The sequence below is a fragment of the Palleronia caenipelagi genome, from assembly GCF_007004065.1.
GTDB lineage: Bacteria > Pseudomonadota > Alphaproteobacteria > Rhodobacterales > Rhodobacteraceae > Palleronia > Palleronia caenipelagi.
The window spans coordinates 78463-98142 of sequence record NZ_VFSV01000002.1 but is presented as its reverse complement, the minus strand read 5'-3'; the positions used below and the strand labels follow the sequence as shown (position 1 = coordinate 98142).

The following is a 19680-nucleotide window of genomic DNA, read 5'->3' as shown; positions in this document are numbered from 1 at the left end:
CGGAGTCGCGAAGGCCAACGGGCCACGCTCCGGTTAGTCCGAACCGGAGCTGGTGCGTGTGTCCTCGGACAGGAAGTCGGTGATGAGCGCCTGAAACAGATGGGGTTTTTCCAGATGAGCGGCGTGAGAGCTGTGCGGGATCACGGCGAGGTGCGCATCGGGGAGCGTGCTCCACAATGTTTCGATTTGTGGCCAGCGATACGACCGGTCGGTATCGCCCCAGATCACCAGCGTGGGCATGGTCAGGTGGGGCAGGGCGGGTCGGCCATCCCAACGCGCCATGGCGCCAAGCGCCGCTTCGGCCGCGTGGAGGTTGGCGGCGGCGCCGATTTCTGTGACACGGTCATATCCACGGCCCTTTGCGCCATGCAGGAACCACGTTGCGCCGATCCGCTTGATGGTCGCCGCGACGCCGTCGCTGAGGAGGCGCGCGTGGGAGGTCTCCAGCGGTTCAAAGCGGTCCGGCATCAACCCCAACGGTCCGGTGCCGTAGAGGATCAGTTTCGAGACCCGCTCGGGGCGCGTGCGTGTCATCTCCTGCACGATCATTCCGCCCATGGAGTGTCCCAACAGAATGATGTCGTCCAGATCGAGATCATCCAGCAAGCCGTGCACGGCCTCTGCCATGGCGCTGATACTCTCGCAGCCGGGTCGGTCTGCTGCGGCGCCGAATCCAGGCAGATTCGGGGCTATGACGTCGAAACGGTCGCAGAAGTGGTCGATTTCGCTTTGCCATTGCGCCGCGCCGCCGAGATAGCCGTGGACCAGCACGAGGACCGGGCCTTGACCCGCGCGGAGGTAGGGGAGCGTTGCCATCAGCGCATCTGGTCCGGCAGCCACAGTGCCACGTCGGGGGCCAAGATCAGGATCGCGATCAGCAGGATCATCGCGCCGATGAAGGGTAGGCAACCGAGGATCACGTCACCGATGGTGACCTGATCGCGGCTGATCGCCTGAATAACGTAGAGGTTCAGACCCACGGGTGGTGTCAGCACCGCGATCTCCATGGTGATGGTGTAGACGACGCCGAACCAGATCAGGTCGAACCCCGCCGCCGACATAAGTGGATAGATGGTCGGCAGGGTTATGAAGGTCATCGAGACCGGCTCAAGGAACATACCGAGGATGATGTAGAAGACGATGACGATGGCCAGCACCGTGTACGGCGACAGGTCGAAGGAGAGGAACAGCTCGGTGAATTGCTGTGGCACGCGGTAATAGGTCAGGACGAAGCCGAACAGCACCCCCGCCGACAACAGCAGCCCCAGATAGCCCATGGTGCGCATGGTCGAAAACAGCGCTTGTTTGAAGCCATCAAAGGTCAGCCCGCCAACCCCGAAGGCCAGAATTACGGTCAGCAGGGCGGCGACGGCGGCGGCCTCGGTTGGAGTTGCGATGCCCGCGTAGATCGCCACGGTGATTACCAGTCCGATCAGCAGGACCGGCCCGACCGTGCTGAGGATCATGGTCAGGGGCATCTTAGCGGCGTCTTCGCTGTTGGGGATGTCTTCGGGACGCAGGCGGCCCCAGACGAGGACCACGACCACGAAGCTGGAGACGAGGATGATCCCGGGGATCACACCCGCGATGAAGAGGTCGCCAATGCTTTGATCCGTGACGATGCCGTAAAAGAGGAGGATCAGGCTCGGGGGGATCAGCACTGACAGGGTTCCCCCGGCGGCGAGGACACCGGAGGACAGGCGCTTGCCATAACCGAGACGCAGCATTTCAGGCAAGGCGACGCCGCCGATGGTCAAGGCGCCGACCATGGACGATCCGCAGACCGCGCCGAAGCCCGCACTGGCCCCGATGGAGCCATAGGCCGCAGAGCCTTTGATCCGCACGCCCTGATGCAGGAATTGGTAGAGGTTTGGCCCGATATTTGACTTACCTATCAGCTCTCCGAGAAATACGAAGAGAGGCACCGCCAGCAGGATATAGTCGATCCAGACCCCCCAGAGCTTTAGCTCCGAGGAGACGACAGAGGTCTTCCACCCCTGAATATCCCACAGAAACGGCAGCGAGGCGGCGGCGAGGGCAAAGGGGATCGGCAAGCCGATCACGATGAAGAGCATCAAGAGGCCGAGCAGGCCGAGGCCGACCGTATACCATTCCATCAGATCTCTCCTTCGACAGCAGGGCTGCGGATCAGGCGGATGAGCCTTAGGCCCACGTAGAGGGTGAAGAGCACGAGCGCCGTGGCCCCCGGAGCCCAGAACCACCAGCGCGGCCAGTGCAGGATCTCCGAGGCCACGCCGGAATTAAACGACCGGATCGTCGCGCTGACCCCCGCATAGGCAAAGAACATCCCCACCCCGAGCATGATCGCGTGGTTGAGGATGGCGATGGCGTGCTGCACTTTGGGCGAGAAACGATCGATCAGCATGGTGACCTTGGGCATGGCGTCTTCGCGCAGCGCAAAGGCGAGCCCGGCAAAGGCGACGGGGAACAGGAGAAGCGCCGTCGCCTCGGTCACCAGCCGGTCAGGTTTGCCCAAACCGTAGCGGGTGAACACCCCGTAGGAGATCCAGACCATCTGGATCAGCACAATAATGCCGCCCAGAGCCGCGATCCAGATGACCACACGTTCCACGTTGCGGATCAGACGATCCAGTCCCGTCTCCATGGCAGGCCTCGCAAATGCTCAGAGAGTGGTGTGGCCCGGCGTGCCCGGGCCACCGGTGTGTCAGGGCGCGTGGGAGGCCAGCAGATCGCGAACTTGCTCGGCCAGATCATCGCCGCAGGACTCGTTCACCGTCATGTCCCACTTGTCCTTGACGCTGGCGATGAGATCCTTGCGCTGGTCCTCGGGGATCGACACGGCCTGTCCGCCACCCGCCATCACCGCGTTGCCGACCTGCTGATCCACCCAGGACTCATAGCGCGGCTGGAGCCATTCTTCGGTCTCGGCGGCGGCCTCTGTCAGAGCAGCCTGCTCGTCGGCGGTCAGCGCGTCGAACTTGTCCTTGTTCATCATGTACTGGATGTTGCCGTAGAACAGGTTGGCGTTCACCATGTAGGGCATCACCGTCCAGAGCTTCCACGAGGAATAGGTGGCCACGCCCATGTTGATGCCGTCCACCACGCCGCGCTCGGCGGACTGGAACACTTCTTTCGGCGCCACAAAGACCGGCTCACCGCCCCAGGTTTCGATCATCATCGAGACCAGCGGACCGATGGAGCGGACGAGCTTGCCGTCCAGATTGCCGATATCGTCGATCGGCTCCTCGAACCACCATTCCTGATCGTAGGAGTAGTTGGAGTTGAAGAGCGGTACGAGGCCCACATTTGCGGCTTCGTCGCGGATCAGCTCGGCATAGGCGGCGTCGAGCTCGGTCTGCTTTTCGAGGCTCACCTCGGCGGGATAGAGCGAGGTCACCGCATAGCAGGGCAGGCGATTGTCGGCGTTGATCCACGAGATGTCCGACACCCCGCCCTGCAACGCATCGACGCCCTCGGACCACCCGTGCAGCGTGGCGGAGGGGAAGATCTCGACTTTGACGCTGCCGCCGGTCTTTTCAGCCACGAGATCGGCGAAATGAGTAAAACCCTCATACCGGATATCGGCTTCGTTCACATAGGTGCTGAGCCGGATCGTGGTCTCTGCCGCAGCCGGCAGAGCCGCCAGTACAGTGGCGGCAAGAACAGTCGTGGAAAGCAGTCTGGTCATCATCTTCTCCCTAGTGTGTCAGGCCAAGTGACGATCGTTGATGCCGTCCGCCTGTCTCGGGCTGCGCATCACCGAGCCCTGAAAAAACACTACGCAGGCCACACCAATCGGCGCCAATACAAACATGTTATGCAACTATGCCGATTGTGCATGACGTCCCGGGCCGGGGGGGTTAATCTCTTTGGGGGAGGGCCGACGGATGGATTTGAATTGGTTGCAGGATTTCGTGTGTTTGTCGCGGACGCTGAATTTTACCCGCGCCGCAGAAGAGCGCCACATCACGCAACCCGCCTTCAGCCGCCGGATCAAGGCGCTGGAAAACTGGATCGGCGTGCCGCTCATCAAAAGGTCCAGTTATCCCGTGCAGCTCTCGGAGGCCGGAGCGCAGTTCTTGCCGGTTGCCCGTGCCATTATCACGGATCTGACCGATGCCCGTCAGGCTCTGCGCGCACAAGAACGGGGCGTGGCCGCGTTCCAGCGCTTTGCGGTGCTGCATACGATTTCGTTCAATTTTCTCAGCCACCGGATCGGCGAGATGGAGCAGCTTATCCCCAATCTCCGGGTTCGCGTCTATTCCGATAACCTGCGCACATGCTGCCAGATGCTTTCGGACGGCACCTGTGATTTTCTGCTCTGTTACAGTCACCCTGACATCCAGCCGGTCCTCGACGAAGCGCAGTTCGACCGGAAGGACGTCGGAAATGACCCTCTGCTCCCCGTCGCACAGCGCGAAGCCGCCGCAACTTTTGGCTGGACGCTGGACTGCGAGGAGGCGCCGCAGATCCCGTATCTGGCCTACGACCCGTCGAGCTTTCTCGGCACCGTGGTGGATCACACCATCGGTCGCCGCGATCCCCCGCTGGCGCTTTGTTACATGGATGTGGTGACTGAAGCGATCAAGCGGCGGATGCTGGCCGGGAGTGGTGTGTCCTGGCTCCCCGAAAGCGCGGTCGCAGCGGAGCTTGCCTCTGGACAGATCGTGCGTGTTGGAGGGGAAAGTTGGGGAACCAGTCTCACCTTGTCGCTGTTTTGCTCGCCGGATCGGCTTGATAAAACCGGCGAAGCGGTGTGGAAGACGCTCTGACCTCGCGTGGCGAGCCGCCAGACGGGTGGCGGGCCCTCGGGTTCAGAAAACGCTGCCCCTCACGAACGATGCGGAGAGGCAGGTCGGCCATGCGGGATTGTCAGACAGTCGCACCCTTGTGGCGGATCAGGCACCCCAATGCTCCGGCTCCGAGACCTACGGCGATTGAGATCGCGAATTCGGTGAGGCCGATGGCCGTCACGTGGGCGCTGCCAAAGAGGAACGGCGTGATCAGCCCCACGGCCCCGCCCATAATCATGGCCAACGGCCAGCGGCGGGTCATCATGCCCAGGAAGAGGCCAAGGATCCCCGGCAGGCCAAGGATGGCGCCGCCGAGCGTTCCAAGAAGGTCGAGTAGGCTTAGCATATCAGGTCTTTCCAAGCGTTGAGAGCGCGCACAGATGCCGCGCGCCCTGTCATCAATCGGCGTTGCGCGACAGGAAGTTGCGGATCCCCGCCACATCCACCGCGTCACGGACATTTACCGAGGCGGTCATGCCCAGATCGTCGACGACCTGCTCGTATTTTTCGAGGTAATCAGGCGGCAGATCATGGGCGATACCCTGATGGCAGTCGATGCAGGTCATTCCCTCATCGATGGCCTTCTGATGGCTGTCACCGGCGCGGGCTTCCTGAATGGTGAAGTCCATATATTCGAACGCATGACAGTTGCGGCATTCGCGGCTGTCGGTGGCTTTCATCTTCTTCCACACAGCGGCGGCCATTTGCAGGCGGTGCTCTTCGTACTTTTCAGGGGTCGAAATCGTCCCGGCGGCCTCGTGGTAGAGGTCCTTGACCGCCATGATCTTGGCTTTGATCTTATACTGCCACTCATGGGGCACGTGGCAGTCGGAGCAGATCGCCCGGACGCCCGAGTGGTTGTTGTAATGGATCGTCTCGCGATATTCGCCGAGATTGGTCTCCATCGTGTGGCAGGAGGTGCAGAATTCCTCGGTATTGGTCAGCTCCAGCGACCAATGGAACCCGCCCCAGAACAGGATCCCGGCGAGAAATCCCGCGATCAGGAGAAAACCGGTGCTCATCAGGCCGGTGGGGCTCCAGAAGCCGTTCCAGAGACGGCTGAGGAAACCCGGGCGTTTGTTGTTGTCTGGCATGGTTCAGTTCTCCGGGTCAGCGCGAGCTGTTAGAGGGCTCAAAGGTATTTTCCACCAACTCGGGGGCATTGGCCTGCGGCACATGGCACTGGTTGCAGAACCAGCGCGTGCCCGCGACCGTGTCGAGCTGCGTGCCGTCGCGGTCGAGATAGTGGGTCATGGACAGGGTCGGCGCACCGCGTTCCCCTGCCTTGGTCCAGTCATGGCAACTCAGGCACTGATTGGTGCGCAGATCCATCTGGTATTGCTCGACAGAGTGGGGGATGAGCGGCGGTTGCTGGCGGTAGTTCCGCGCCTCGCGACCCTCAAGCTGCTGGTGGATTTCATCCGCAGGCAGGGTGGCCGGGAGATCGGCGCCGCGCAGGGACTGCACCGGACCGGCATTCTGGGCCACCACAACGCCACTGGCAAAGAGCAGGGTGGCGGCGAGGGTGAGGCCGATTTTTGACGGGAGTTTCATCTTGGGTCTCCGTTTCTCGATCATGCGGCGCGGGTATCGGCCGGGGTTGCGGGGGCTTCGCTCACATTCGTGTCGAAGCGGTGTGTGAAGGCGAAGACATCTACCGAGCAGACATCGATGCAGCGCCCACAATTGGTGCAGTCAGGGGACAGGATCAGCGGGGTGTCGCTGCCCTTGCCGCGCAGGGCGGGGGTGATGACGTGGTTTTCCGGGCAGACGGCAAAGCAGTCCATGCAGTCGTCGCAGGCCACGCGGTCCCTTGCGGTGACGCGCAGCAGGCTGCGCTGGCCAAGGAGGCCGTAGAACGCGCCCACCGGGCATAAGCGTCCGCACCAGCCGTGGCGCGCGACGAAGAGGTCGAAGACGAAGATCCCCAGTACCAGCGCCCAGCCGAAGCCGATGCCAAAGACGAGGCCCCGGTGCAGCAGGGTGATCGGGTTGACGATCTCCCAGGCAATGGTGCCGGTCAGGGCCGAGACGACGAGCACCGTGCCCATGAGCCAGAGGCGGGTGCTGCGCTTGGGCTGCCAGCCCTTGGCCAGCCCCAGCCGCCGGTGCAGCCAGTGCGCGGTGTCAGTGACCGGGTTGATCGGGCAGACCCACGAACAATAGACCCGCCCGCCAATCAGCGCATAGACCGCGAGGACGATCAGCGCGCCGATAAGGGCCGTTGTTTCGGGGATGTGCCCCGCGACGAGGCCCTGCAACGTCACGAAGGGATCGGTGAGGGGCAGGACGCCGAGGGTCAGGGACCCGGCCAGCGTTCCCTTGACCAGCCAAAGGCCGAACCAAGGACCCAAGAGGAAGATCAGCAGGAAAAACGTTTGGCTCGCGCGGCGCAGGAGCAGCCATTTATGGGCCTGCAGCCAGCCCTTGACGGCAATGGCCTCGCGGCCCGCCATGGCTTTGGACGCGGTGCTCATTGGCCCGTCCCCGGCAGGTTGTAGCCCGGTTCAAACCCGCCCGGCGTGGCGAGATTGTCGGTGCCGGGGCCGGGCAGACGGTCGGGCAGGTCGATGAGATCCTCGACCAGCGGCCTGCCCTTTTCTGCCTTTTCTTCCCAGCCTTTGCGGTAATGCTCAGCCGAGCTGCCCCGGGCAAGGCGGATCGGCAGGACCTTGATCGCGGCCTCGGGCAGCACGCATTTCTTTTCGCAGACGCCACAGCCCGTGCAGTGTTCGGCATGGACGGTCGGAGCGAAGATCGCATGATGGCCGGAGCGGGTGTTGTGAGACAGTTCCAGCGTGATGGCCTCGTCGATCACCGGGCAGACCCGGTAGCAGACGTCGCAACGCAGTCCCTGGAAGTTCAGGCAGTTCTCCTGATCCACCAGCACGGCGGTGCCCATTTGCGCATCGTTGATGTCCGTCAGGCCGGGATCAAGCGCGCCGGTGGGACAGGCGGCCACGCAGGGAATGTCGTCGCACATCTCGCAAGGCACGTCGCGGGCGGTAAAGAACGGTGTGCCGGTGGCCGCGCCGTCTACGCCCAGCTCAGCGAGGGAGAGGGTGTCATAGGGGCAGTCGCGGACGCACAGGCCGCAGCGGATGCAGGCTGCGAGGAAATCCTCCTCCGGCAGCGCGCCGGGGGGGCGCAGCGCCTCGGCCGGCAAGGCCCGCGCATCACGGGCGAGGTATGCCAGGGCAGAGCCCGCCACCGCGCAGCCCGCCGCCATCCGCGCGGTGTCCTGCAGGAACCGGCGGCGTTGGGGCGAGAGAGGTTTTGCGGAGGCGGGCATGGTTCAGGATCCGGTCAGGCGCGCTCGACCTTGCAGGCGCATTTCTTGAAGTCGGTTTCCTTCGACAGCGGGCAGGTGGCATCCAGCGTAAGCTTATTGATCAGCTGGCCCTCATCGAACCACGGCACAAAGACCAGACCCTTTGGCGGCTTGTTCCGGCCACGGGTTTCGACACGGCTCAGCATCTCGCCGCGACGGCTGGAAATCATGACCTCTTGTCCACGCCGCAAACCACGTGCCTCTGCGTCTTCGGGGTGCATGAACACCACCGCGTTCGGGAAGGAGCGGTGGAGCTCCGGCACCCGGCGGGTCATCGAACCGGAATGCCAGTGCTCCAGCACCCGGCCCGTGCAGAGCCACAGGTCGAACTCTTCGTCCGGAGCCTCGGCGGCCTCCTCGAAGGGGGCAAAGATGATATTCGCACGGCCATCGGGTTTGCCGTAGAACTCTACCCCGGCGCCCTCGCTCACATAAGGATCATAGCCCTCGCGGAAGCGGTAGAGCGTTTCCTTGCCATCGACCACGGGCCAACGCAGACCGCGCGCCTGATGGTAGGTGTCAAAGGGCGCCAGATCATGTGCATGACCGCGTCCGAAGTCGGCATACTCCTCGAACAGGCCCTTCTGGATGTAGAAACCAAAGTCATTGGCCTCCTGATTGCCGAAACCCTCGGCGGTCTCTTCCAGCGGGTAGGCGTTCACCTTGCCGTTCTCGAACAGCACCTCGTAGAGGGTCTTGCCGCGCAGTTCGGGCTTTTGCGACAGCAGTTCTTCGCCCCAGGCCTCTTCGACGGTGAAGCGCTTGGAGAATTCGACCACCTGCCACATGTCCGAGCGCGCCTCGCCCGGCGCGTCCACCTGCTGGCGCCAGAACTGGGTACGGCGCTCGGCATTTCCATAGGCGCCCTCCTTCTCCACCCACATGGCGGTGGGCAGGATCAGGTCGGCGGCCATGGCGGTGACCGTCGGGTAGGGGTCCGACACAGTGATGAAGTTCTCGGGGTTCCGGTAACCGGGAAAGCCCTCTTCGTTCATGTTGGGCGCGGCCTGCATGTTGTTGTTGCACTGCACCCAATAGGCATTCAGCACGCCGTCCTTGAGCATCCGGTTCTGCAGCACGGCGTGAAAGCCGGGCTTCGGCGGGATGGTGCCGGCGGGGATGTTCCAGGCGGTCTCGCAGATTTCGCGGTGCTTGTCGTTCATCACCACCATGTCGGCGGGCAGACGGTGGGCAAAGGTCCCCACCTCGCGCGCTGTCCCGCAGGCCGAGGGCTGGCCGGTCAGGGAGAAGGGCGAGTTGCCCGGCTCGGAAATCTTCCCGGTCAGCAGATGCACGTTGTACATCAGCCCGTTCACCCAAGAGCCGCGCGTGTGCTGGTTGAAGCCCATGGTCCAGAGCGACATGACCTTGCGGTTCGGGTCGGCATATTGCTGGGCCAGACGCTCCAGCTGGTGCGTCGGAACCCCGGAGATTTCGGAGGCCTTCTCGACGGTATATTCCGCGACCGAGGCGGCATATTCCTCGAACGTCATGTCCGACAGCTTGCCCGAGTTGGGGTTGGCCGCGTCGACCTGAAGCGGGTGCTCGTCGCGCAGACCGTACCCGATATCGGTATCGGTCTTCTTAAAGTTCACATGGGCGTTGACGAAATCCCAGTTCACCGCGTCATTCTGGATGATGTAATTCGCGATGTAGTTCAGGATGGCCAGATCCGATTGCGGCGTGAAGACCATGCCATTGTCGGCCAGCTCAAAGGACCGGTGCTCGAAGGTGGAGAGCACATGGACTTCGCTGCCTTCCTTGGTCAGGCGGGTATCGGTGAGGCGCGACCACAGGATCGGGTGCATCTCTGCCATGTTCGAGCCCCAGAGCACGAAGGTGTCCGCATGCTCCAGATCGTCATAGCAGCCCATGGGCTCGTCGATGCCAAAGGCGCGGATAAAGCCCACCACGGCAGACGCCATGCAGTGTCGCGCGTTGGGGTCGATATTGTTTGTGCGCAGACCGGCCTTCATGAATTTGGCTGCGGCGTAGCCTTCCCAGACGGTCCACTGACCCGAGCCAAACATGCCGACGGAGGTCGGGCCCTTCTTGGCCAGCGCCTCTTTCCACTTTTCGGCCATGATATCGAAGGCTTCGTCCCAGGAGACGGGCTCGAACTCGCCGTTCTTGTCATAGACGCCGTTGGTCTTGCGCAGGAGCGGCGTGGTCAGGCGGTCGGCGCCATACATGATCTTGGACAGGAAATAGCCCTTGATGCAGTTCAGGCCCCGGTTCACCGGCGCGTCCGGGTCACCCTGCGTGGCGACGACGCGGCCCTCTTTGGTGCCGACGAGCACCGAACATCCGGTGCCGCAGAACCGGCAGGGTGCCTTGTCCCAGCGGATTCCGGCAGCGGCTCCCTGTGCCACGGCACTGGTCCCGGTCGCCATCGGGATGCCCGCAGCGGCAGCGGTACTTGCGGCGGCGGTGGCTTTGAGGAAGCTACGGCGAGAGGCGGATAGGGTCATGACAGTTCTCCGGCTTGGGGACCGCGGGCGGTATCCCGCTGCGACAGGTCTTCGAAATGGTGGTAATTCAGGGTGACAGAGAGCACGCCCGGGATCTGGTGCATCTCCATGATCGTGTCCGAGGCTTTGCGGTCATCCATGTCTTCGACGACGACGACCAGACGTCCGTCCTCGCTCTCGGCGTGGACCTCGGCGCCGGGCATGGCCTCGAGCCGGGCGCGCGTCTCGGTGACGGTCCCGGGAGCGGCATGGACGAGGCATCCGCAGATATTCATGCTGTCATCTCCGTCTTGGCGGGGGTGTGGCGGGTAAAGGCGATGGCGCCGGCCGGACAGGTATGGGCGCAGGCGCCGCAGCCGGTGCAGGTGGCGGGATCGAGATCGGGTAAGGCGCGTCCGCCGGTCATCAGGCGAAACCGGATCGCGCGCGGCGCACAGGCGTCATCGCAGGCGCGGCAGGTCACACCCGCCAGCGACAGGCACGAGTCGAGCACCTTCGCGGTCCACGGCCAATCTCCGGACGCCTCTTCGGTCAGAGCACCCGTCGGGCAGGCTTGCACGCACTGGTTGCAGAATGTGCAAGCGCCATAAGAGAAATCGAGCACAGGTCCACCGCTGTCGGACCGGACCACGATGCCCTCGGGGCAAGCGCGCGCGCAGGCCCCGCAATCGTCACAGAGCGCATCGAACTGCACCGACGCACCGGGCGGACGCATCACCTTGCCGTCAATCCGACGCAGCTTGCCCCGCAGCAGGTTTCTTCTGGAACTATCCGGAATCATTCAGTTTTAGTCCTTCTCCGTACGACTTTCCGGTGCTGTCCCATTCCCGGATCTGGCGGCAGGGCGGCGCACTTGCGAGGGATCCACAGAGATACGCTGCCGCCAAAATCCGAACGGGTCAGGCAGAAGCGGCGCGTCTCCTGCAATCCAGGGCAATTTACATCCAGAGGTGTCAAGTCGTCTTTATTCCAGGTATCGGAGTTGAATTCCGGTTGTGCTTTCAGATCTGCGGCAGGGACGAGTGTCCCCGAACACGGATCTGCGATTTTGAAGAGACATTAGAAGATCGCACGCTGATCCGAATTGACCTTCGTCAAGGAGCGCTGCGGTGACGCCGATTAATTTTGGATCGACCGCGACAGGAGACCTACGCCATGCAAATTGATCGGTTCATCAGCGCCAAGCTCGCCAGCCTGAAGAATGAGGGCAATTATCGGGTCTTCGCCGATCTGGAGCGGCATCGCGGGTCCTTTCCGCGGGCGACTCGCCGGTCCGGGAATCGCGAGGCGCCGGTGACGGTCTGGTGCTCCAATGACTATCTCGGCATGGGCCAGCATCCCGATGTGCTCGCGGCCATGCACGATGCGCTCGACCGGTGCGGTGCCGGGGCAGGGGGCACGCGCAATATTTCCGGCACCACCCATGAGCATGTGAAGCTGGAGCGCGAGCTTGCTGACCTCCATGGGAAAGAAGCCGCGCTGCTCTTCACCTCGGGCTATGTGTCCAACTGGGCGGCGCTGGGGACGCTCGGGGCGCTGATCCCCGATTGCGTGATCCTGTCGGACGCGCTGAACCATGCCAGCATGATCGAGGGGATGCGCCATTCCCGCGCGCAGAAGGTGATCTGGAAACATAACGATCTCGCAGATCTTGAGGCGAAACTGGCCTCTTTGCCGTTGGATCGCCCCAAGATCATCGCCTTCGAGAGCGTCTATTCCATGGATGGGGACATCGCGCCCATCGCGGAAATCTGCGACCTGGCCGACCGTTACAACGCCATGACCTATCTCGACGAGGTCCACGCGGTGGGGATGTACGGCCCCCGGGGCGGCGGTGTGGCCGAGCGCGAGGGAATCATGGACCGAGTGACGGTGATCGAGGGCACGCTGGGCAAAGCCTTTGGCGTCGTCGGCGGATACATCGCTGCCAGCGCGGATCTGTGTGACTTCGTGCGCAGTTTCGCCAGCGGGTTCATCTTTACCACCGCCCTGCCGCCTCATGTGACCGCCGGGGCAGCGGCTTCGATCCGTCATCTGAAACGGAGCGACACCGAGCGTCAGGGGCAGCGCGACCGCGTGGCCCGGCTGCGGGCCCGGTTCGATGAGATTGGTCTGCCGCACATACCGAACCCCAGCCACATCATCCCGCTGATGGTGGGTGACCCGGTGAAGTGCAAGTTCATCTCCGACACGCTCCTGGATGAGTACGGCATCTACATCCAGCCGATCAACTACCCGACAGTTCCGAAAGGCACCGAACGGCTCAGGATCACCCCGTCGCCCGTCCATTCGGACGCGGATATGGAGCACCTGTGCAAGGCCCTTGAAGCGCTCTGGACTCAGTGTAAGCTGGCAAGGGTCCCGATCGCGGCCCAATAGACGGCAATAAAAGAAATGACGGGATGCGCAGGCGCTCGCTGGCGTCTGCGTTCGCGTGTAGCCATCCAGTCTGACCGGGAACCTGATTTACTATGTTACTTACGCCCGACCAGAGACGTATTGCGTCCTCCAGCATGCTGTTATCGAACTGTCCGGAAACGGCGGTCGACCAGTTGCTGTTCCATGCCTCCGCCACGCATTATCATCGGGGGCAGCTTCTCTTCGATCACGGCGATCCCGCGTCATCGGTGCATATCGTGCTCGACGGTTGGGTGAAGCTGTTCCGCGTCACGCCCAGCGGTTCCGAAGCCGTCGTGGCAGTGTTCACCCGAGGCCACAGCTTTGGCGAGGCTGCGGCGTTGAAGGGCGGGACCTTCCCCGTGGCCGCCGAGGCTGCCACCGATTGCGACGTGCTGCGCATCCCCACAGCGCGCCTCCTCAGCATGATGCGTGCCGAACCGGATGTGAGCATCGCGATCCTGTCCTCGACCTTTGCCCATCTGCACGGGCTGGTGGCTGAGATCGAACAGCTCAAGGCCCATTCCGGCGCCCAGCGCGTGGCCCAGTTCCTGCTGTCGCTCACCCGATGCGAAGAGGGAACCTGCGCGGTCACGCTGCCCTATGACAAGGTGCTGATTGCCGGGCGCATCGGGATGAAGCCCGAGAGCCTCAGCCGTGCCTTTGCCCGGCTGAAAACCTATGGCGTACGGATCACGCAGAACCGGGCCGAGATCGAGGATATCGACCGGCTGCGCAACTTTGCAGAAGACGAGCCGCAGATGGCTATGGCTGCGGCCCGGTCCGGAAGCTAGTGTCCGGCGGGGGTTACGCCCCCACCAGATGGCGGTAGATCTCCGGCAGCGCGAGGGTCAGGTGGTCGGCCTCCGGTACCACGGCAAATCCGCCCTGACCGAACATCCGCGCGAAACTGGCCTTGGCCTTCGCGTCGACCGTGATCGCAAAGACGGCGTGCCCCATCCGACGCGCTTCCCGGACGGCCATGCGGGTGTCTTCAACCCCGTGGCGGCCTTCGTAATGGTCGAGGTCATTAGGCTTGCCATCGGTGATGATCAGCAGGAGCCGCCGCTTACGTGTCTCCCGGGCGAGTCCGGCGGAGACGTGGCGGATCGCGGCGCCCATCCGCGTGTAGAACCCGGGCCTGAGACTGGCGATGCGGGCCTCGACCTCGGTGTTCATGGGGGTGCCAAAGCCCTTGCAGCGGGTCAGGTACACCCGGTCGCGTTTCAGGGAAGAAAATGCGTCGATGGCGAAATCGTCGCCGCAGGCTTCCAGGCCCCAGGCCAGCGCGGTCAAGGCTTCGCGTTCGATCTCGATCACCTGCCGCCCGCCGACTGCACTCTCGGTCGAGCGCGAGACATCGAGCAAGATCGAGACAGCCAGATCACGCGCCTGAGGACGGCTCTGACGCCAGATATTGTCGCTGCCCGTCCCCCGTGCGGCAAGGTCGGTGGCGGCGCGGACCGTTGCTTCGAGGTCGAGTTCTTCGCCATCGGGCTGACCTGACAGGATCACCCGGCCCGGGCGCAGGGCCTCGAATTGCCGACGGACCCGCTCGATCCGGCGTTTTGCGGCTGGCTCCGGTGTGGGCGGCTCTTCGACAGGATCGGCCCAACTGGCCAGAACCCGCGTGTGATCTGGCAGATAGGCGCCCCGTCGCGCTTCCCATTCGGGATAGGTGAGCGTGTCTGACAGGGCCTCGCGATCTGCGTCTTCGGGTGCCAGATCCAGATGAAGCTTCAGCCGGGTGGCGGGTGCCTTGGAGACCTGTCCGAGCCCGATCTCATCCTGATCGTCGGCGGCTTTTTTGGCGTCGTCATTATCGTCATCATCGACCCGTCTGTTGAGGTTCAAAAACTCGGCCCAACTGAGGATCGCTTCGAATTTATGCAGGATCAGGCTGTCCTTGCGCGCGGCCAGATCGGAGCTGCGGCGGCGGGCGCGGTGCATCTTTTCGCCAGCTTCTTCGGCCTGCCCATCCGTATCGGCGGTCTCCACATCGGTCTTCGCCGATGCGCCCGGATCCCACCGGAGGGGCCAGAGCGGTACCGGCTGGGCGGGCCGGTAGCCGCGCGCCGCAGGGGGTAAACTGGTTACGGTGCCACGCGCCACCGCCTCGGCGACCTCCGCTGCTAGACCTTGCGATTGGGTGTTATCCCCGAGGATCTGGCGGATCGCTGCCTCGATAGCGGCCTCTTGCGGCGGCAAACGATGATCCGGGCGGAGGCTCAGGAAGACGCCAGCCAGCCCATCATGGAGGGGCATCAGGCCGGGATATTCGGCGCGCAGCCGGTCCAGCATCTGCCGGACTGCTGCGAGCGTGAGCACGTCCTCGTGGAAGGCGTCGTCTGTGGGAGGCATCTCGGGCAGGTGCAGCGCGGCGGCCGTCAGCCAGAGATAGAGCGCGCCGTTGGCCTCGCGCAGCGGGAGCAGCGCCAGCCGGTCGGGCAGGCGCAGAGCCTCGCCGTCAAAGCTCGCCCGTGGGGCGCGCTGGGCCTCGGTGCCGAGACGCTTGCGAAACGACAGCCGATGGCCCGACACCTCGTGATACGCGGGGCGGATCTCGACGGAAGCATCCCCGCCGAGCCCGCGAAAGAAAACGGCCAGCCGTCCTGAAATCTCTGCCAAATCGACGGCAGCGTCCGCGTAGTCCGCGTCCGGTTCCAGGCGGCTGGCCAGGGCGTGCCACAGTTTGCCGACAGTTTCTTCCGGCTCCCATGGCTCGATCTCGATCCTGCCCATGCCGTACCTCACCCGATGACGGCTGTGACAAGATCGAGCAAGCCGCGCTTAACATCCTCATCATCGGTCAGAGGTTCAATCATCGCGGCAAGAATGGCCCGCTCGACCGCCATACCGCTCTGTATGAGCGTAGCGGCGTAGATGAGGAGCCGGGTGGAGACGCCTTCTTCGAGGTCCTGCCCCTTGAGGTCGCGCAGTTTCGCAGCGAGGCGCACGAGCATCCGGGCCCGGTCTTCAGACAGGCCGGTCTCGGCGCGGATCACCTCGATCTCGCGCTCAGGGGCGGGGAAGTCGAACTCGATCGACAGAAAGCGCTGCCGGGTCGAGGGTTTCAGGGTCTTCAGAATGTTCTGGTAGCCCGGGTTGTAGGAGGCCACGAGCATAAAGCCCGGAGCGGCCTCCAGCTCTTCGCCGGTGCGGTCGATGGGCAGGATGCGCCGGTCATCGGTGAGCGGATGCAGCACCACAGTCACGTCCTTGCGCGCCTCGACCACCTCGTCGAGATAGCAGATCGCACCCTCGCGCACGGCACGGGTGAGAGGGCCATCGACCCAGACGGTCTCGCCACCCTTCAAGAGGTAGCGCCCGACCAGATCGGCCGCCGTCAGGTCGTCATGGCAGGCGACGGTATAGAGCCGCCGCCCCAGCCGTGCCGCCATATGGGCGACAAAGCGGGTTTTTCCGCAGCCGGTGGGCCCTTTTAGGAGCAACGGCAGGGTGTGGGCGAAGGCTTGCTCGAACATCTCGCATTCGTCGCCTTCGGGGAGGTAGAACGGGGCATCAGCCCCGTTCCGGTTCATGGGAGATCCGTCCATGCCACTCACTCCGCAGGCACGTCGTGGGCCACCGGGCGACTCGGTGCGATGACCTCACGCCGCGGCACGAAGATGGCGTAGATGAACAGGACTGCGCCGATCACAAAGACCAGTCCTGAGCCGAACCGCATCCAGTAGAACACGGCCAGTTCCTCTTGCACGCTCATGTAGTCGATGCCCATGACCCGCTGCAGATGGGTCTGCACGGTGCCGGCAAAGGTCAGCACGAAGGTCATGAAGGTCATGCCACCGGCCATCAGCCAGAAGGACACCATGTTCAGCACCTGATTATAGGGGTCGCGCCCTTTGAGGATCGGCATGGCGTAGCTGATGATCGCCAGGTTGAGGGACACATAGGCGCCGAAGAAGGCGAGGTGCCCGTGCGCGGCGGTGATCTGCGTGCCGTGGGTGTAGTAGTTCACCCCGTGCAGCGTGTGCAGGAAACCCCAGACCCCGGCGCCAAAGAACGCCAGCGTTGCGCAGCCCAGAGACCACAGGAGTGCGGCCTTGTTCGGGTGATCCCGGCGGCCTTTCCAGACCATGACGAAGGCAAAGCTCATCATCGCGAAGAACGGCACCACTTCGAGGCTGGAGAAGACCGAGCCGATCCACTGCCAGTAGCCGGGGGTTCCGATCCAGTAATAGTGGTGGCCGGTGCCGAGGATGCCGGAGAACAGCGCGGCGGCGACAATGACATAGAGCCACTTTTCCACGACCTCGCGGTCTACCCCGGTGAGCTTCAGCATCAGGTAGGCGAGGATGGAGGCCATGATCAGCTCCCAGACGCCTTCCACCCAGAGGTGCACGATGTACCACCAGTATTGCTTGTCCAGCGACAGGTTGCTCGGGTTGTAGAAGCTGAACAGGAACAGCAGCGCCAGACCCCAGAGGCCGAGCAGGAGGATGTTGGTGATCGCGGTTTTGCGGCCCTTGAGCACCGTCATGGAGACGTTGAACAGGAAAATCAGCGCGGCCACGACGATCCCCGCCTTGACCCATTTGGGTTGCTCGATGAACTCACGGCCTTCCTTGCCCAGCAGCCAGTGGCCGTGGAACAGGTCGAACGTGTAGGTCAGCACTACGCCCAGCGTACCGACCACGAGGATCGCAAGCTGAATGTAGGCCAGCAGAGGCGAGTGGATCTCGCGTTCTGCTTCTTCGGGCAGCAGAAAGTAGGCGGCGCCGAAGAAGCCGAGCAGGAGCCACACGATCAGGCTGTTGGTGTGCAGCATCCTGATTGTATTGAAGGGTAACAGCTCGGACAGGGTGTTGGGCATCACATAGATGAGACCCGCCAGAAGCCCGCCGAGGACTTGGATGGCGAAGAGGGCGAGGGCCACGGTAAAATAGACCAACGCGATTTTCTGGGATTCGTATTTCATCGGTTCGCCCCCTTAGCCCGCGTCATTGGGCGGCCAGCCCTGCGCGTCGATATTGTCGGTCCAGATCAGGAAATTGCTGAGATCGCGGATTTCCTCATCGCTGAGTTCAAAGCGCGGCATCTGCCGTCGGCCTTCGATCCCGGTGGGCATCGCCTCGATCCAGCCTTTCAGCGTCTCGAACGCCGCTTCGGGATCGTCGAGGACGCCCCAGCGGGTCATCACATTGCCGACTTCGGGCGCGAAATACGCGCCTTCGCCGAGAATCGAGTGACAGTTGATGCAGGTATTATCTTCCCAGACCCGTTTCCCCCGCTTGACGCTTTCGGTCAGATCCATCGAAGCGGTGGATTTGGTGACGATGTAGCGATGCGAGTGAACCGAGAGCCCGAGGAAGATCAGGATAAAAAACAGCGACCCGCCGTAAAATACGTTACGGGCCATGCTCTTTGTCATGACTTCTTTCATGGAAGCGCTCCTTTGGGCGGAGGTATCGGTGTGTCCCAGCTTTGTCGCGCGACGGCGGGACGTCCTTAACCAACGTCAAGGAGACGGGATTTAGGGGGCTGAGGGGTCGCGCGGTGTGAGGCAGAGGGGCAGGAGCGCGGCCAGAAAAAGAGCCATCGCCCCAATCCAGAGCGCGCCCGAGGTCAGCGCGGCAGTCCAGTAGAATTGCGGCAGCACCAGCGGGGCGGCCCAGCGGATCAGGGCGGCCAGCGCGATCAGACCATAGGCCAGTGCCACCGTGGCGGGGGCGACCAGCGGACGGCCCGTATGGCCGAGAATCGCCCGGCTCATGACTGCGAGGGTCATACCGCCCACGGCCCCGATCCCAAGCAGATGCAACGCCCCGATTTCGTCTCCAAATCCAAGCGCGGCGAGACCCCAGAGGATCAGTCCTGCGCCCAGCATGGCAAAGCTGAGATGCAGGCTCCAGAGAATCGGCTTGCGCAGAGTCCAGACGCCGCCCCAGCCCGCCAGACGGGCGATCTGCGCAACACCTGACAGAATGGCAACAGCGCCGGTAAGGATCATGGGTGCGCCGAAGAGAATCAGGACGGGCAAGGCAAGCGCACTCGAGATTGCGAGGATTTCCAGCGGTTTGTGGGACACCGGTTGGCGCCGGTTGACACCCGCTTGGGTCATCGCGTTGCGGGTAAAGGCCGGGGTAACGCGGCCTCCGAGGATGCCGATCATCGCGCAGAGCGTCAGCAGGCCGGCGCGCAGCCCGGTTTCCGCTCCCGGCCCGCCTGCGCCCATCCAGTCCAGATGGACGCTGAGATTGGACAACCACAAGGCGACGAGCAACCCGATGAACAGGAAATTCTGGGGCTTTGGTCGTTTCAGGAGCCGACGCAGGACTTCGGCGCCGAGGAGCGGCAGGAAGCTCAGATCAATCACCGCGACCAGCGTGGGGGGCAGGGCGCCGACGCTCCAGACAGCGAGCCGTCCCGCCAGCCAAAGCCCTGCGGCCAGCATCACGATGCGCCGACCCGGCGGCTCCGTTCCGGTCCAGTTTGGCACGGCGGTCAGGAAGAACCCGCCAAGCGCTGCGCCGGCGTAGCCAAAGATCATCTCATGGGCGTGCCAGAGCTGGGGCGCTGAGCCACCTGGCGGGACGCTCAACACGGTCCCCGAGGCTGCCGCGCCGAGCCAGAGTTCCCAAACGACTGCCGAGATCAGGCCGAACAGCGCCGCGCCGACGAAAAATACCCGGAACCCGTCTCCAAACAGCACCCCGATGGCCTTGCGCATCCTCTTTACTCCCCG

At 63.3% G+C, this 19680-nt stretch carries 20 protein-coding genes; 3 read left to right on the top strand and 17 right to left on the bottom strand.

Features of this window, described 5'->3' with window-relative positions; genetic code table 11:
* Positions 1-33: 33 nt before the first annotated feature.
* The 4 genes from FEV53_RS01485 to dctP are packed head-to-tail and all read right to left on the bottom strand — an operon-like array spanning position 34 to position 3670.
* Entirely contained in the window at positions 34-816 is a 783-nt protein-coding gene (locus tag FEV53_RS01485; RefSeq protein WP_142833048.1) for an alpha/beta fold hydrolase, read from the bottom strand.
* Positions 816-2117 (bottom strand): TRAP transporter large permease, encoded by a 1302-nt coding sequence (locus FEV53_RS01480; RefSeq protein ID WP_142833047.1) that lies wholly within the window; start codon positions 2115-2117, stop codon positions 816-818. Before FEV53_RS01480 ends, FEV53_RS01485 begins: the two co-directional genes overlap by 1 nt.
* Positions 2117-2626: a TRAP transporter small permease gene (locus tag FEV53_RS01475; protein ID WP_142833046.1), complete on the bottom strand. Its 510-nt coding sequence runs from the start codon at positions 2624-2626 to the stop codon at positions 2117-2119. Before FEV53_RS01475 ends, FEV53_RS01480 begins: the two co-directional genes overlap by 1 nt.
* A gap of 60 nt (positions 2627-2686) precedes the next feature.
* Positions 2687-3670, bottom strand: a complete 984-nt coding sequence (gene dctP / locus FEV53_RS01470) for a TRAP transporter substrate-binding protein DctP (RefSeq protein WP_142833045.1) — start codon at positions 3668-3670, stop codon at positions 2687-2689.
* 199 nt (positions 3671-3869) lie between these two features.
* On the opposite strand from dctP, the gene FEV53_RS01465 reads away from it, so the two are divergent.
* Positions 3870-4754, top strand: a complete 885-nt coding sequence (locus tag FEV53_RS01465; RefSeq protein ID WP_142833044.1) for a LysR family transcriptional regulator — start codon at positions 3870-3872, stop codon at positions 4752-4754.
* Between the two features lie 100 nt (positions 4755-4854).
* On the opposite strand, the gene FEV53_RS01460 is transcribed toward FEV53_RS01465, so the two are convergent.
* Genes FEV53_RS01460 through napF form a run of 8 tightly spaced genes read right to left on the bottom strand, consistent with a single transcriptional unit; the run spans position 4855 to position 11358 of the window.
* Positions 4855-5121: a hypothetical protein gene (locus FEV53_RS01460; RefSeq protein WP_142833043.1), complete on the bottom strand. Its 267-nt coding sequence runs from the start codon at positions 5119-5121 to the stop codon at positions 4855-4857.
* Between the two features lie 52 nt (positions 5122-5173).
* Positions 5174-5869 carry a NapC/NirT family cytochrome c gene (locus FEV53_RS01455; protein WP_142833042.1) on the bottom strand — a complete coding sequence of 232 codons (696 nt, stop codon included), beginning with the start codon at positions 5867-5869 and terminating at the stop codon, positions 5174-5176.
* Between the two features lie 16 nt (positions 5870-5885).
* Entirely contained in the window at positions 5886-6329 is a 444-nt protein-coding gene (locus FEV53_RS01450) for a nitrate reductase cytochrome c-type subunit (protein ID WP_142833041.1), read from the bottom strand.
* A 20-nt stretch (positions 6330-6349) separates the two neighbouring features.
* Positions 6350-7252: a quinol dehydrogenase ferredoxin subunit NapH gene (gene napH, locus FEV53_RS01445; RefSeq protein WP_142833040.1), complete on the bottom strand. Its 903-nt coding sequence runs from the start codon at positions 7250-7252 to the stop codon at positions 6350-6352.
* Entirely contained in the window at positions 7249-8067 is an 819-nt protein-coding gene (gene napG / locus FEV53_RS01440; protein WP_142833039.1) for a ferredoxin-type protein NapG, read from the bottom strand. The genes napH and napG overlap by 4 nt, the downstream gene beginning before the upstream one ends.
* 14 nt (positions 8068-8081) lie before the next feature.
* Entirely contained in the window at positions 8082-10577 is a 2496-nt protein-coding gene (gene napA / locus FEV53_RS01435) for a nitrate reductase catalytic subunit NapA (protein WP_142833038.1), read from the bottom strand.
* Complete coding sequence (locus FEV53_RS01430; RefSeq protein ID WP_142833037.1) at positions 10574-10852, bottom strand: chaperone NapD; 279 nt, start codon at positions 10850-10852, stop codon at positions 10574-10576. The genes napA and FEV53_RS01430 overlap by 4 nt, the downstream gene beginning before the upstream one ends.
* A complete protein-coding gene (gene napF / locus FEV53_RS01425) occupies positions 10849-11358 on the bottom strand; it encodes a ferredoxin-type protein NapF (protein ID WP_142833036.1) in 510 nt (169 codons plus the stop codon). Before napF ends, FEV53_RS01430 begins: the two co-directional genes overlap by 4 nt.
* Before the next feature lie 374 nt (positions 11359-11732).
* Here napF and hemA point away from each other — a divergent pair, with 374 nt between their 5' ends.
* Positions 11733-12956 (top strand): 5-aminolevulinate synthase, encoded by a 1224-nt coding sequence (gene hemA, locus FEV53_RS01420; protein ID WP_142833035.1) that lies wholly within the window; start codon positions 11733-11735, stop codon positions 12954-12956.
* 134 nt (positions 12957-13090) lie between these two features.
* Positions 13091-13768 carry a Crp/Fnr family transcriptional regulator gene (locus FEV53_RS01415; protein ID WP_246100702.1) on the top strand — a complete coding sequence of 226 codons (678 nt, stop codon included), beginning with the start codon at positions 13091-13093 and terminating at the stop codon, positions 13766-13768.
* Between the two features lie 13 nt (positions 13769-13781).
* Here the strand turns inward: FEV53_RS01415 and FEV53_RS01410 are convergent, their stop codons facing one another.
* From FEV53_RS01410 to FEV53_RS01390, 5 genes are all read right to left on the bottom strand, one after another.
* Complete coding sequence (locus FEV53_RS01410; RefSeq protein WP_142833033.1) at positions 13782-15716, bottom strand: nitric oxide reductase activation protein NorD; 1935 nt, start codon at positions 15714-15716, stop codon at positions 13782-13784.
* 8 nt (positions 15717-15724) lie between these two features.
* On the bottom strand, positions 15725-16531 hold the full coding sequence (locus FEV53_RS01405; protein ID WP_142833032.1) for a CbbQ/NirQ/NorQ/GpvN family protein: 807 nt from the start codon (positions 16529-16531) through the stop codon (positions 15725-15727).
* Between the two features lie 5 nt (positions 16532-16536).
* Entirely contained in the window at positions 16537-17913 is a 1377-nt protein-coding gene (locus tag FEV53_RS01400) for a cbb3-type cytochrome c oxidase subunit I (protein ID WP_142833031.1), read from the bottom strand.
* A gap of 12 nt (positions 17914-17925) precedes the next feature.
* On the bottom strand, positions 17926-18378 hold the full coding sequence (locus FEV53_RS01395) for a cytochrome c (RefSeq protein WP_142833030.1): 453 nt from the start codon (positions 18376-18378) through the stop codon (positions 17926-17928).
* Positions 18379-18468: 90 nt separating this feature from the next.
* Positions 18469-19665, bottom strand: coding sequence for an NnrS family protein (locus tag FEV53_RS01390; protein WP_142833029.1), 1197 nt, complete (start codon positions 19663-19665; stop codon positions 18469-18471).
* Positions 19666-19680: the final 15 nt, after the last annotated feature.